Genomic DNA, 12816 nt, shown 5'->3' on the forward strand with positions numbered 1-12816 from the left:
GATTTACATCTTACAACCGAAAAATGAATAATATTGAAAGAAAATAATAACGCGTAAAAATTATTACCACATACTAATAGTAATTCTTATAACCAGATATAACAAGAGAGAAATAAAAAAGTCCTAACCTACAAAACGTAAGTTAGGACTTTTTGACGCGCCCAGAGGGATTCGAACCCCCGACAGACGTGGTACCGGAAACCACCGCTCTATCCGACTGAGCTATGGGCGCATGATAAAATTTTATAAACCGTTTATTATCAAGGTTTTAAGCCTTCTTCTATTCCGCTTTTCCACATTTAATTGCTTGCGAAAAACCTCTAATAGAAGTGAAATATAACAAGTAAAGACCTGCTTATTTTCTTCTCATAATAATAGCAATAAAATCCATCTAAATCAATAAAAATATCCCCTTAATCCTTTATATACCTTAGCTAGGAGCCTATAAAACATGTCCTCCCCCTAAATTTTCCAATCATAAATTCACCCCAATTCACAAATTATAATCTTTGAATTGATATTCCAAAGGGGGCTTCATTCAATGACTGTAATTACAAAACTAAAGCAAACTGTTTCTGGATTAAAAAGTGCACAAGCTAGCTTAGAGGGATTCGCTCTTGATACGGATAACCAACAAGCAAAGCAACTTTTCCAAACAGCTGCGCAGCAAACACAAACAATTATTGATTCTTTAAATCCACGTGTTGAAGAAGTCCAGCAAGAAGAACCACAATACACACAGCAATAACCAAAAGTGCCATTTCATCTAATGGTACACAATTTGAGAAAAAGGATGATATGCAATCATCCTTTTTCTCTCAAATTACATACTGCAATAGAAATGGAATGATTATAATGCGAAAACTCGGCCTCATAACCGCGTTATTTGTTCTTCTATTCGGTTCACTTACCGGATGCGATAATAGCCCGTTAGATAAAAAAGTAAAGAAAGAAGAAGCTAAGCGAACAGATGAAAAAAAGGGCCCAAAGTTAACAAAAATGAGTACAGAATCCTTTAATCAATCTATATCGCAAGACGCTAAGAAAAAAGCCCTAGCTATAGATGGCATTATAAAAGCTACCGCAGTTAATACCAATTTAGATCTTTACATAGCCGTCAAACCTGAACATCATGAAAGATTTGGTTTAAAGCCTTTACGAAGTAAATTAAAAAAGAAATTAAGTGATGAAAATCCTACTTTCGATATTCGTGTAAGTACAGACAAAAAGATTTTTATGCTCCTAGAAGAACTTGAAAACAAAATTAAGAACAAGAAAGTAAGTAAGGATGGCATTAAAGAACAATTGAAACTCATTCGATCAGAAATGGGATCTAATATTTAAGCTTTCTAAAAGAAAAGGAAGGATTGCCATGTCTAGTAAAGATAAAAACTTAACTCCTGTACAACAGGAATATAAAAAATTCGCGCAAGAACGAGAACCGAAGCGTCCTGTCTTAAAAAATTGTATAAAAGCTTTTTTCGTTGGTGGTTTCATTTGCTTCATCGGGCAACTTATTTCTACTTTTTACATCACGTATTTTGATTTCACTGAGCGCTCAGCAGGGAATCCGACAGTAGCAACTCTAATTTTCATTTCCATGTTACTAACTGGATTCGGTATATACGATCGTTTTGGACAATTTGCTGGGGCAGGCACAGCGGTACCAGTTACCGGTTTTGGTAATTCTGTTATCGCAGCATGCATTGAACACCGAACGGAAGGGTTCGTCCTAGGTGTTGGCGGTAACATGTTTAAATTGGCTGGCTCTGTTATTTTGTTTGGTGTATTTTCTGCTTTCGTCATCGCACTTATTAAAACGATTCTCGTTCAATGGGGAGGGCTATAAATGTTACAAGGACACCGAACATGGGTATTTGAAAACAAACCAGTCATTATCTCAACCGGGGTAGTCGGTGGACCATTTGAAGCGAAAGGTAATATCCCTGAAGACTTCGACACCCTCCATGAAGATTTATGGCTTGGACAAGATTCTTACGAAAAGGCTCACAAAATTTTATTTGAAGAAGCTTGTAGCCGTGCTACAGAGAAAGCAAAACTTCGAAAAGACGATATTCAATTCGTACTCGCAGGAGATTTAATTAATCAAATAACCCCAACGAGCTTTGCATGTCGTACACTCGGAACACCTTATCTTGGATTATTTGGAGCTTGCTCTACTTCTATGGAAGGATTAGCGCTCGGCGCAAGTATTGTAAATGCAAAAGGCGCAAAATATTTATTAACTGGAGCATCAAGCCATAACGCTGCCGTGGAAAAACAATTCCGTTACCCAACTGAATATGGTGGACAAAAGCCCCCTACTGCACAGTGGACAGTGACCGGTGCAGGTGCAGCAATTTTAAGTGATACAGGAAATGGTCCAAGAGTAACTTCCGCCACAATTGGGCGAGTTGTTGACATGGGTTTAACAGATCCGTTTAATATGGGCGGTGCGATGGCCCCAGCTGCTGTCGATACGATTGAAGCCCATTTACGCGAACGACAAATCGACGCCTCTTATTACGACTTAATCGTAACAGGTGACCTTGGACATGTAGGACGCGAAATCGCTTACGACCTACTACATAAACACGGTACAAAAGTAAAGAGCGAACAATTCCAAGATTGCGGAATCATCATTTATAGAGAAGGTCAACCTGTCATAGCTGGCGGAAGTGGTCCAGGATGTTCTGCAACAGTCGTGTACGGACATTTATTAAATAGAATGAAAAAGGGAGAATTCAAAAAAATGCTAGTTGTTGCAACAGGTGCTTTACTATCTCCACTTACATTCCAACAAGAAGAAACAATTCCATGTATCGCTCATGCTGTATCGATCGAATTTGGAGGTGCAACACAATGATTTTTTTCTGGGCTTTTGTTATTGGTGGACTTATATGTGTAATTGGTCAACTTATGTTTGATGTGGGTAAACTTACTCCTGCCCATACAATGGCAACACTCGTTGTTGTTGGGGCTATATTAGATGGATTCAATCTATATGAACCATTAATTGATTTTGCGGGTGCAGGAGCAACTGTACCAATTACAAGTTTCGGTAACGCCCTCGTTCACGGCGCTATGGAAGAAGCTGCAAAACATGGAATTGTCGGCGTTATTACCGGTATGTTTAAAGTAACAAGCGCTGGTATTTCTGCTGCTATCATTTTTGGATTCATCGGAGCATTGCTATTTAAACCGAAAGGATAAGAGGTGTTTTCATGACTGTTATCGCTAGTGTAAAAACATGCCTCGCTAGTTTAAGGGGGGCTCAAGCAAGCTTAAGTTCCCTTTCGTTAAATTCAGAAGACGAAGAAACAAAACGCGTCTTTCACGAATGTATGTTAGAAATGGACAGCGTCATCGCTGATTTAAAGGATAGAGTTTCATTATTAGAACGTGAAGAACCTCAATATAAAGGGTTTTAAGTAGACTGGAGGAAATGACTATGTCTCACCTGCCCGAATGGACACTCGTTATTCTTCGCTCTGTATTCATATTAATCATTTTATTCGCTATTACGAAATGGTTAGGGAAAAGACAAATCTCTCAGCTCTCCTTTTTTGAATACATAGCCGGAATGACAATCGGTGACATCGCTGCCCAAGTATCTACAGGGCTCGATTCAAAATTTTTCCACGGCGTCTTTGCGATACTCATTTTCGCTGTAGTACCTTTTTTCACAGGTATTCTTTCCTTAAAGAACAAAACAGCTAGAGATTTTTTTGAAGGGAAGTCTACCGTTTTAATAAAGGATGGTAAAGTACTTGAGGATAATTTAAAGAAAGAAAAGTATACAAGCGACGAGTTACTCGAGCTTCTCAGAGGAAAAAGTGCATTCAACATAGCTGATGTAGAATTTGCTGTGCTAGAACCGAGCGGGGAATTAAATGTATTATTGAAGAAAGATCGTCAACCACTTACAGCAAAAGATATCAGCTTAAAAGTGCCAAACGAAAAAGAATCACAAACTGTAATTATGGATGGAAATGTATTAGATGAACCTCTTTCAGCAAGTGGACATAACCGCGCTTGGTTACATTCTGAATTAGAAAAACTCGGCGTTGTCATTGAAAATGTATTTCTCGGTCAAGTTGACTCATACGGACAACTTACTATCGACATTTATAATGACAAACTTCAAATGCCTTCTCCTCAAAACAAACCTTTACTATTGGCATCTTTAAAAAAATGCCATGCTGACCTTGAACTATTTTCTTTAGAAACAAAATCGAAATCAGCAAGTGAAATGTATAGTAAAAACGCGAAACAAGTCGAAACAATTTTAAATAAAGTAACCTATCTTTTAAAAGAATAAATACCGAAAGAACGCTTCAGTAAAAAGGCGTTCTTTTGCCTTTTCCACACCTTTAATCACGTTTAAATTTATGTAATTCGGTTATGATGTTGAAGATACATAAGCAGGGAATTTTAAAAACATAGCGAATAAATCATGATACAACTACATATTTTTTTGATTTAAAGTGGTTTCGTTTGACCTTTATTGACCATAATTGTATTATAAACTAATAAAGCTTTCAAAGGAGGAAATAACAGATGAATTTAATTCCTACAGTAATTGAACAAACAAATCGTGGAGAACGCGCTTACGATATTTACTCTCGACTATTAAAGGACCGCATCATTATGCTTGGTAGCGCAATTGATGACAACGTAGCAAACTCAATCGTTTCCCAGCTTTTATTCTTGGAATCTCAAGATCCAGAAAAAGATATTCACATCTATATCAACAGCCCTGGTGGTTCTATCACAGCTGGTATGGCAATTTACGATACAATGCAGTTTATTAAACCACAAGTATCAACAATCTGTATCGGTATGGCTGCATCTATGGGGGCATTCTTACTTGCAGCAGGTGAAAAAGGAAAACGTTTCGCTCTTCCTAACAGTGAAGTAATGATTCACCAACCACTTGGCGGTGCACAAGGTCAAGCGACTGAAATCGAAATCGCTGCAAAACGCATCCTATTCTTACGCGAAAAATTAAACCAAATTCTTGCTGACCGCACAGGTCAACCACTTGAAGTTCTACAACGCGACACAGACCGCGACAACTTCATGACAGCAGAAAGAGCTCTAGAATACGGCTTAATCGATAAGATCTTTACAAGTCGTTAATACTTAAAAGCGGAAGCGCCCTGTCAACAGGGCGCTTTTTTTATTATGTACAAGGGCAGCGCATAACCCACTCAGTATCCAATCAAATATATCGGCGATTTTTTAATTTTATCGGCGTTTCGACACAACTTGTCGACTTACCGACAATTTCCGACAAGCGCGAACTAGCTACATACCCCACCGATCATTCGTTACCCCACACCAGCCAAGCTGCTCACAAATAGCAGAATAAAAAAAGCTATCGCACATTCGCGATAGCCTTTTATTGTACATATGCAGCTAATGCTTCCAAAGCCTCTTCTGCATCTGAACCTTCTGTTGTGATTGTAATCATGCTACCAGTTCCAATTGCTAAGCTCATAATCCCCATTATGCTCTTTGCATTAACTGTCTTTCCATCTTTCTCAATGAAAATATCAGAATGAAAGCGATTTGCCTCTTGTACAAACAACGCAGCCGGACGTGCTTGTAAGCCGTTTTTTAATGCAACTTTAACCACTTTTTGAACCACAGCTCCATTTCCCCTTTAACCTCTTATTTTTTTGCTACCGTTTCCCCCGCGCGTAATTTCTCTGCAATTCCATCGATTTTACGCAAACGATGATTAATACCCGATTTACTAATTTTCCCCCCGGATACCATCTCACCTAACTCTTTCAATGTTACATCTTGATAATCTCTTCGTAACTGTGCAATTTCTCTTAATTTATCTGGCAAAATATCAAGCCCAACGGTCTCATCAATATAGCGGATATTCTCAATTTGCCTTAGCGCTGCACCAATTGTTTTATTTAAATTAGCTGTTTCGCAGTTAACTAAACGATTTACCGAATTACGCATATCGCGAACAATTCGAATATCTTCAAATCTTAAAAGTGCATTATGAGCACCTATAATATTTAAAAATTCTGTAATTTTCTCAGCTTCTTTCAAATACGTAATGTACCCTTTTCTTCTTTCCAACGTCTTACTATTTAAATCAAATCCGTTCATCAGTTCACATATAGAATCATTATGTTCCTTATATAACGAAAAGATCTCTAAATGATAAGATGATGTTTCTGGGTTATTTACCGAACCACCTGCTAAAAATGCACCGCGTAAATACGATCGTTTACAACATTTCTTCTCGATTAATTCCTGCGATATATTTCGAATAAACGAAAAGTCATCTCGAACAATGTGAAGATCTGCTAATATTTCGCGAGACTTCTCAACAAGCCGCACGATATATACATTATTTTTCTTCAATCGCATTTTTTTACGAACAAGTAATTCTACCGTCACATCATATCCTTTTTTCAAGAGCGTATAAATCCTTCTTGCAATTGCTGCATTTTCCGTTTGAATATCGATAGATAGGCGACGGTTTGAAAAAGAAAGTGATCCGTTCATTCGAAGCAACGCCGATAATTCTGATTTCTCACAGCATTCCTTCATTTCAAGGTTGGTCAACTCTTTCTTTGTTTCTGATGCAAATGACACAGTCAACACCTCCTTATACTATTACTTGGGAACAAAAATCTTGTCCTATATGAATGAGGAGCGTTACCTCAAACGAGGCAACGCACATTTATAACAATGAATATAAAATAGAAGCTAATTTTAATGTATCATGTCTTACAACACGCTCATCATATTTCGCTAATCGCTCTTGAATGATTTCGATATTATGTTCAGCAAAACGATCTGTATCCAGTGCAACTGGTTCCGACATTTCTTCCTCATATAACTTACGTAATTCACGAGGAATATCACGATTATTTACAATCGCAGTGTCGATAAATGGTTTACCTAAATGATCATGTAACGCCTGCACATGATCAAACGCAGTATAACCCTTCGTTTCGCCCGCTTGCGTCATAACATTACATACATATACCTTCTTCGCTTTTGCAGCAAGAACAGCATCTCCAATTTTGTTAACAACTAAATTCGGTAATATACTTGTGTACAGACTTCCTGGACCGAAAACAAGCAAATCAGCTCGTTTAATTTCCGTCAACGTTTCACATAAAGGTTCTACATCTTCTGGAGTTAAAAAGACACGATTAATCTTCTTCCCGTAATAAGGAATCTTTGATTCACCTGTTACAATTTCTCCATCTTCTAATTCTGCATGAAGTACCGCACTTTGATTCGCTGCTGGTAATACACGTCCTCTGACATTTAATACTTTACTCGTTTCCGTAATCGCGTGGTAAAAGTCTCCTGTAATCGAAGTCATACCTGCCAATAGTAAATTTCCTAAAGCATGCCCTTTCAGTCCGTCTCCAGTTGTAAAACGGTGCTGAAATAAAGCTTCCACTAATGGTTCTACATCCGATAACGCAACAAGTACGTTACGAATATCACCTGGAGGTGGAATTGCTAGCTCATCACGTAGTCTACCTGAACTGCCTCCATCGTCGGCTACTGTTACAACCGCTGTAATATCAACAGGGTATTGTTTTAAACCTCTTAATAAAACAGAAAGTCCAGTTCCACCTCCCATGATAACAATTTTAGGTTTTCTCTCTTTTTTCATCCCTTAATGGCCCTTTCTCTTCTCCACATCACGATGAGATACATGAACGCTATACTCTGGTTTCAAATGTTTCCCAAGGTACTCTGTAAGCGTAACAGAACGATGTTGCCCACCTGTACATCCAATCGCAATTACAAGTTGACTCTTACCTTCTCTTTTATAATGAGGCAGCATGAAAGTGATAAGATCCGTCAATTTCTCTAAAAACTTATGTGTTTCATTAAATTTCAACACATACGACGAAACTTCTTCATCCAGTCCTGTTAATGGCTTCATATGTGGAATATAATATGGATTTGGTAAAAAACGAACATCAAATACTAAATCAGCATCAATTGGAATTCCGTACTTAAATCCAAATGACATAACATTTACACGAAATGCTTGCTCAGTTTCTGTTGAGAATAAGTGAACAATTTTCTCTCGTAATTCTTTCGGTTTCAAATCAGATGTATCAAGCACAATATTCGCTCGCGCCTTCATATCAGTTAATAGACCACGCTCAGCTTCAATTCCCTTTAACGGCAAGCCAGTTGGCGCAAGTGGATGTGAACGTCTCGTTTCTTTATAACGAGTTACAAGTGTGCTATCTTTCGCATCTAAAAATAAAATATGAGGAATAATCCATGTACGTTCTGATAAATCATCAAGTGCTCCCCATAAATATTCAAAAAACTCTCGGCCACGTAAATCAATACCGAGTGCTACTTTATTCATTTTACCTTTTGAATCTGCCATAAGTTCAATAAACTTCGGCAATAACATCGGTGGTAAATTATCTACACAAAAATATCCTAAATCTTCAAAACTTTGTAACGCTACCGTTTTTCCAGCTCCAGACATCCCTGTAATAATTACCATTTTTATATCATTATTCTCTGTCATCGTATCCTCTCCTTGCAGGTTTAACTCGGATCTAATCGATATGAAAGCAACTCAAAATCTGGGGTATATACAAATGTACCGTAGATTATACCATTCCCTTTAATTAAATAATCAATAATGTGATAATCTCCTGGTGCCATTGCTAAATCATCAATTTTATCAAATGTATGCCAACCAATGATGCCTTCTTCGCTCTCTAATTTGTTTTCTCCTGCAAAATCTGTTGCTAAAAAGGAGAACATCATCCATTCAGAAACAACTTTATCACCTTCTTGGATGACAAAAGTGAAGACCCCTTTTAATGCTGGATTCTTTAAATAAATACCTGTTTCTTCACGATACTCGCGAACAACGGTATCTCTTACTGTCTCACCACGCTCCATTTTCCCGCCCGGTGCAACCCACCAATTTCGGCGAGGTTTTTGGAGTAAGAGTACTTCATTATCTCTAATTAACACACAGTTTGTCACTCTTTGCATGTTTCTTCACCTCAGCTACTTGCAGCAAAATTTCTCACTGCATACTCATTTCATTATACTATCAAAAACAGTTTGCTACAACGAAGGTGCCAGTCCCCTTTCGCTAAGCAATTGTAAAAATTTTTTCTATAACAAGCAATCAAAATGCCTTACTTCCCATGAAAAATACATAAAAATCCCCTTAACGATAAAAATCGTTAAGGGGATTAAAACACTTATTTCTTACCGAAATAAGTAACAACCGCAAATCCTAAAATAAAAGTAATAATTGAACTTACAATTGAAATGCCACCAGTCGGAATGCCAGGGAACACAATGACAATCGACCCGATAACGAGCCCAATAATTGCCGCAAATGTCATACTTTTATAACGATCTAACAAATAACTAATTCCTTTACTACTTACAACAAATCCGGCCATCACGCCGGCACCGATAACCAGGATTAACGGTAAATTGAGTGTAGTTAAAGCGTTAATTGCTGTTGGATACACACCAATAATTAATAAAATAAACGATCCACTAATTCCAGGAAGAAGCATAGCCATACTAGCCATCCATCCTGCGAAAAATAAACCAATTGCATTTAAAATTGTTAACGTCGTAATCGGATCAGCTGCCTTATCTGGTTTAAAGAATGCTGTTATTGCAACAAGAATTGCTGCAATTATTAATAAGGCAATATGACTACCTTTAAACGTTGCCTTTGCATCAGCTTCTCTCATTAACATCGGTAATATACTAATAATTAAACCGAGGAAGAAAAATTGAGTCGGTTCATAATGATTTGCTAATAAATATTTAATAACGTGACTTAACGTTAGAAAAGCTGCCGCTACACCAGATGCAAGTGGGATTAAAAACGCTAAATGTTTTTTCCATTCACGGCTAAAGAATCCGCTAATTGCTGCGAGCAATTGTTCATAAATCCCTAACACAACAGCGATTGTTCCGCCGCTCACACCAGGAATTAAATCACTAACGCCCATACAAAATCCACGATATATATTACGCCATTCCATACTGAATAAATTCCTCATTTCTTATAGTGATTTTTCCCGTAAAGTCCAGTATATCAATAAGAAATCTTATAATCCTAATTGTTTTTGACAAAACTTTGACATTTCCACAAAAAAAAGAAAGCTCCTATCGGTAGCTTTCTTCTCAAAAGGTATATTACCCCTTATTTTTCTGTTACAGTTTTTAATTCTTCTACTAACTCTTCTATATAATGCTGTGCACTTTGTGCTGCAATACTACCATCACCTGTTGCAGTTACAATTTGACGAAGCATTTTTTCACGAACATCACCAGCTGCGAAAATACCAGGAACTTTCGTTTCCATACGCTCGTTCGTTTCAACATAACCATTTTCGTTTGTAATACCTAACTCAACAAACGGTTTTGATAGTGGTAGCATACCGATGTATATGAAAACGCCGTCAGTTTTAACTTCTTGTTCTTCTCCGCTGTTTACATCTACAAGTGTTACGCTTCCTACTTTACCATTTGCATCGTTAATTTCTTTTATAGTGTGATTCCAAATGAAATCTACTTTCTCATTTTGGAAAGCACGATCTTGTAAAATTTTCTGTGCACGAAGAGTGTCACGACGGTGAACGATTGTTACTTTTGATGCGAAGCGTGTTAAGAACACACCCTCTTCAACAGCAGAATCTCCGCCGCCAATAACAACAAGTTCTTTCCCTTTAAAGAATGCACCATCACATACTGCACAATACGATACACCGCGGCCGCCAAGTTCTGTTTCACCTGGCACACCAATTTTTTTATACTCTGCACCGCTTGCAACGATAATTGCACGTGCTTTATATTCTTTTTTACCAGCAATAATTGTTTTGTACTCTTTACCATCGATGATTGCTTTCACATCACCGTATGCATATTCAGCACCAAATTTCTTCGCATGCTCAAACATTTTATTTGATAAGTCTGGTCCTAAAATAGACTCATAACCTGGATAGTTCTCTACATCTTCTGTATTTGCCATTTGTCCACCTGGAATACCACGCTCAAGCATCAGTGTGCTTAAATTCGCACGAGATGTATATACCGCAGCTGTCATACCAGCTGGTCCTGCACCAATAATAATGACATCATAAATTTTTTCTTCTGACACACTATTCACTCCCATTCATTCATACACATTAAGTTACCCTCATTATACTGTTAGCATCATTTTTTTCCCAATGATTTGCCTACCCTACGTGTGCGTGCGCTTAACAGCTTGCACATACTTTCGTACAGTCGCTACAGATACATTATATACATCACCAAGCTCTGCCTGTGTCATCTTATTTCTTTGTTCGCCGCGCACAATATATTCAATTGCCGCTGACCAACCGTACACATTTGTAAAAGTCGCTCCAGATGTATATAAACGTATGAACGTACAAAACCAAAAATTTAAACACTCTTCGATTAATTCATCGTCTTTTTTCGTATAATTGTATAATGCATCCGCGATTCGTACGCACTGTTCAAATTGCTGTAAATCAGCTGGGATGCTTTTATGACTATTAAGTAAAAAGAAATATTTTGCAAGTTGCGATACGATTGGAACACCATTTTTCGCTTGCGTTACATTAAAGAAGAACCCAACCTTCTCTGGTGTTGACAATTCATTCATTAAATATAAAGCTAGCATTTTCTCTTCTAGCGTCGTACTTTTCTGAAATGATTTTCGTAACTCTTCAAATAAAAGATTTTGTCCTTCATCTGCTAAATTCAGTGCATTCCACGGTTCTTTTCCTTTTTTATCAGGATGCAATTCTACAACATGTTGCCACATTTTTTCAGCTACTTGCTGTTCCTTCACCATATACGCAGAGTATGCAAACCAGTAATAAAAACTAACGTCTCCCTCGTATCCTTGACGCTTTAATACTTTGAACCATTTATATGCAGGTTCAAAATGACCAATTGTTGCAAGCGTTGTTCCAAGTTTCAAACGATGCTCAAATGAAATTGGATATACCGAAACTAACTGCCCTGCTAATGACTCTACTTGCTTATGCTCTCCAATTGAATATAGAAAAATAAGCGTATTACAAAGCGCATGCATATTACCAGGACTTTTCTCTAAAATCATTTCTGTTAACTTAAGCGCTTGATCTACATTACCTGATTGAAAATGTGCAATCGCTAAATTATTATGGCCCGACCAAAATTCTGGATATTCTTTCGTAACAACTTCTAGTGTAGCAATCGCCTCTTCTAATTGTCCGTTACGAATGTAGCGGTTCGCTTCTTCTTGCATAACAATTAGCTCATCTTCATCCTCAATCTCTTCCGCACCCATTGCTTCTTCTTCCATAATCTCAAGCAATTCTAATGTATCTTCTACGAATTCCTTCTCTTCCGCAACTTCTAAATATCGCTCTGCATACTTCTTCGCCTGTTGAAACAAGCCCATATATGCATAATTATTTGAAATAAAATAATAGCATTGCTCAAGTTCAGGATTGGATTTAACAAGCTTTAGAAATATCTGATTCGACTCTTGATATTCACCAGATTCAGATAATGCTATTGCTAGTTGGCATAAAATAAATGGCTCCTTCTCGCTTTGTGACGCTCTTCGAAAATATTTAATTGCATCTTGCAATTTTTGCCCTTTATAAGCCCTCATCCCTTTTTTATAAAAGAATTCCGCTAATTGATTAAAAGAGATAACTTGTCCGCTCTCCTTATATATTCTTTGATTTTTCCCCATATATCCTCCAGTTTTTTGTTTTCTTCGCTCACACATTCTTCTATCTA

Annotated in this window: 16 protein-coding genes and 1 tRNA gene; 8 read left to right on the forward strand and 9 right to left on the reverse strand. The window is 37.5% G+C overall.

Annotated elements, in window-relative coordinates; all coding sequences use genetic code 11:
* Window positions 1–156 precede the first annotated feature (156 nt).
* Window positions 157–232, reverse strand: a tRNA-Arg gene (locus tag AB3X48_RS05365).
* Between the two features lie 309 nt (window positions 233–541).
* Here AB3X48_RS05365 and AB3X48_RS05370 point away from each other — a divergent pair.
* The 8 genes from AB3X48_RS05370 to clpP all read left to right on the forward strand — a co-directional run bounded on the left by AB3X48_RS05370 (window position 542) and on the right by clpP (window position 5142).
* Window positions 542–748: a DUF1657 domain-containing protein gene (locus AB3X48_RS05370; RefSeq protein WP_000216167.1), complete on the forward strand. Its 207-nt coding sequence runs from the start codon at window positions 542–544 to the stop codon at window positions 746–748.
* A 107-nt stretch (window positions 749–855) separates the two neighbouring features.
* Window positions 856–1344 carry a YhcN/YlaJ family sporulation lipoprotein gene (locus AB3X48_RS05375; protein ID WP_016106599.1) on the forward strand — a complete coding sequence of 163 codons (489 nt, stop codon included), beginning with the start codon at window positions 856–858 and terminating at the stop codon, window positions 1342–1344.
* 28 nt (window positions 1345–1372) lie between these two features.
* Window positions 1373–1849 (forward strand): stage V sporulation protein AC, encoded by a 477-nt coding sequence (gene spoVAC / locus AB3X48_RS05380; RefSeq protein ID WP_002112810.1) that lies wholly within the window; start codon window positions 1373–1375, stop codon window positions 1847–1849.
* A complete protein-coding gene (gene spoVAD / locus AB3X48_RS05385; RefSeq protein WP_002159908.1) occupies window positions 1850–2866 on the forward strand; it encodes a stage V sporulation protein AD in 1017 nt (338 codons plus the stop codon). It begins immediately after the preceding gene.
* Window positions 2863–3213 carry a stage V sporulation protein AE gene (spoVAE, locus tag AB3X48_RS05390; RefSeq protein WP_002112813.1) on the forward strand — a complete coding sequence of 117 codons (351 nt, stop codon included), beginning with the start codon at window positions 2863–2865 and terminating at the stop codon, window positions 3211–3213. Before spoVAD ends, spoVAE begins: the two co-directional genes overlap by 4 nt.
* Before the next feature lie 11 nt (window positions 3214–3224).
* Complete coding sequence (locus tag AB3X48_RS05395; RefSeq protein WP_016106600.1) at window positions 3225–3431, forward strand: DUF1657 domain-containing protein; 207 nt, start codon at window positions 3225–3227, stop codon at window positions 3429–3431.
* 20 nt (window positions 3432–3451) lie between these two features.
* Entirely contained in the window at window positions 3452–4321 is an 870-nt protein-coding gene (locus tag AB3X48_RS05400; RefSeq protein ID WP_016106601.1) for a DUF421 domain-containing protein, read from the forward strand.
* A gap of 239 nt (window positions 4322–4560) precedes the next feature.
* On the forward strand, window positions 4561–5142 hold the full coding sequence (gene clpP, locus AB3X48_RS05405) for an ATP-dependent Clp endopeptidase proteolytic subunit ClpP (protein ID WP_002159906.1): 582 nt from the start codon (window positions 4561–4563) through the stop codon (window positions 5140–5142).
* A 262-nt stretch (window positions 5143–5404) separates the two neighbouring features.
* Here clpP and AB3X48_RS05410 read toward each other — a convergent pair whose 3' ends face one another.
* The 8 genes from AB3X48_RS05410 to AB3X48_RS05445 all read right to left on the reverse strand — a co-directional run bounded on the left by AB3X48_RS05410 (window position 5405) and on the right by AB3X48_RS05445 (window position 12769).
* A complete protein-coding gene (locus AB3X48_RS05410) occupies window positions 5405–5653 on the reverse strand; it encodes an HPr family phosphocarrier protein (RefSeq protein WP_002144903.1) in 249 nt (82 codons plus the stop codon).
* A 23-nt stretch (window positions 5654–5676) separates the two neighbouring features.
* Window positions 5677–6627, reverse strand: a complete 951-nt coding sequence (gene whiA, locus AB3X48_RS05415) for a DNA-binding protein WhiA (RefSeq protein WP_002159905.1) — start codon at window positions 6625–6627, stop codon at window positions 5677–5679.
* Window positions 6628–6715: 88 nt separating this feature from the next.
* Window positions 6716–7669: a gluconeogenesis morphogenetic factor MgfK gene (gene mgfK, locus AB3X48_RS05420; RefSeq protein WP_016106602.1), complete on the reverse strand. Its 954-nt coding sequence runs from the start codon at window positions 7667–7669 to the stop codon at window positions 6716–6718.
* A 3-nt stretch (window positions 7670–7672) separates the two neighbouring features.
* Window positions 7673–8554 carry an RNase adapter RapZ gene (gene rapZ / locus AB3X48_RS05425; protein WP_002016084.1) on the reverse strand — a complete coding sequence of 294 codons (882 nt, stop codon included), beginning with the start codon at window positions 8552–8554 and terminating at the stop codon, window positions 7673–7675.
* Between the two features lie 20 nt (window positions 8555–8574).
* On the reverse strand, window positions 8575–9033 hold the full coding sequence (locus tag AB3X48_RS05430; protein WP_002124062.1) for an NUDIX hydrolase: 459 nt from the start codon (window positions 9031–9033) through the stop codon (window positions 8575–8577).
* 215 nt (window positions 9034–9248) lie between these two features.
* Window positions 9249–10055, reverse strand: coding sequence for a DUF368 domain-containing protein (locus tag AB3X48_RS05435; RefSeq protein WP_016106603.1), 807 nt, complete (start codon window positions 10053–10055; stop codon window positions 9249–9251).
* A 161-nt stretch (window positions 10056–10216) separates the two neighbouring features.
* Complete coding sequence (gene trxB / locus AB3X48_RS05440) at window positions 10217–11173, reverse strand: thioredoxin-disulfide reductase (protein ID WP_002089563.1); 957 nt, start codon at window positions 11171–11173, stop codon at window positions 10217–10219.
* An 84-nt stretch (window positions 11174–11257) separates the two neighbouring features.
* Entirely contained in the window at window positions 11258–12769 is a 1512-nt protein-coding gene (locus AB3X48_RS05445; protein ID WP_016106604.1) for a tetratricopeptide repeat protein, read from the reverse strand.
* Between the last annotated feature and the right edge of the window lie 47 nt (window positions 12770–12816).

The organism is Bacillus sp. S4 (assembly GCF_040838205.1).
GTDB lineage: Bacteria > Bacillota > Bacilli > Bacillales > Bacillaceae_G > Bacillus_A > Bacillus_A cereus_U.

Coding starts and splice junctions, on each gene's coding strand:
- AB3X48_RS05370 (WP_000216167.1), top strand. CDS start 542: ATGACTGTAATTACAAAACTAAAGCAAACTGTTTCTGGATTAAAAAGT.
- AB3X48_RS05375 (WP_016106599.1), top strand. CDS start 856: ATGCGAAAACTCGGCCTCATAACCGCGTTATTTGTTCTTCTATTCGGT.
- spoVAC (WP_002112810.1), top strand. CDS start 1,373: ATGTCTAGTAAAGATAAAAACTTAACTCCTGTACAACAGGAATATAAA.
- spoVAD (WP_002159908.1), top strand. CDS start 1,850: ATGTTACAAGGACACCGAACATGGGTATTTGAAAACAAACCAGTCATT.
- spoVAE (WP_002112813.1), top strand. CDS start 2,863: ATGATTTTTTTCTGGGCTTTTGTTATTGGTGGACTTATATGTGTAATT.
- AB3X48_RS05395 (WP_016106600.1), top strand. CDS start 3,225: ATGACTGTTATCGCTAGTGTAAAAACATGCCTCGCTAGTTTAAGGGGG.
- AB3X48_RS05400 (WP_016106601.1), top strand. CDS start 3,452: ATGTCTCACCTGCCCGAATGGACACTCGTTATTCTTCGCTCTGTATTC.
- clpP (WP_002159906.1), top strand. CDS start 4,561: ATGAATTTAATTCCTACAGTAATTGAACAAACAAATCGTGGAGAACGC.
- mgfK (WP_016106602.1), bottom strand. CDS start 7,669: ATGAAAAAAGAGAGAAAACCTAAAATTGTTATCATGGGAGGTGGAACT.
- rapZ (WP_002016084.1), bottom strand. CDS start 8,554: ATGACAGAGAATAATGATATAAAAATGGTAATTATTACAGGGATGTCT.
- AB3X48_RS05430 (WP_002124062.1), bottom strand. CDS start 9,033: ATGCAAAGAGTGACAAACTGTGTGTTAATTAGAGATAATGAAGTACTC.
- AB3X48_RS05435 (WP_016106603.1), bottom strand. CDS start 10,055: ATGGAATGGCGTAATATATATCGTGGATTTTGTATGGGCGTTAGTGAT.
- AB3X48_RS05445 (WP_016106604.1), bottom strand. CDS start 12,769: ATGGGGAAAAATCAAAGAATATATAAGGAGAGCGGACAAGTTATCTCT.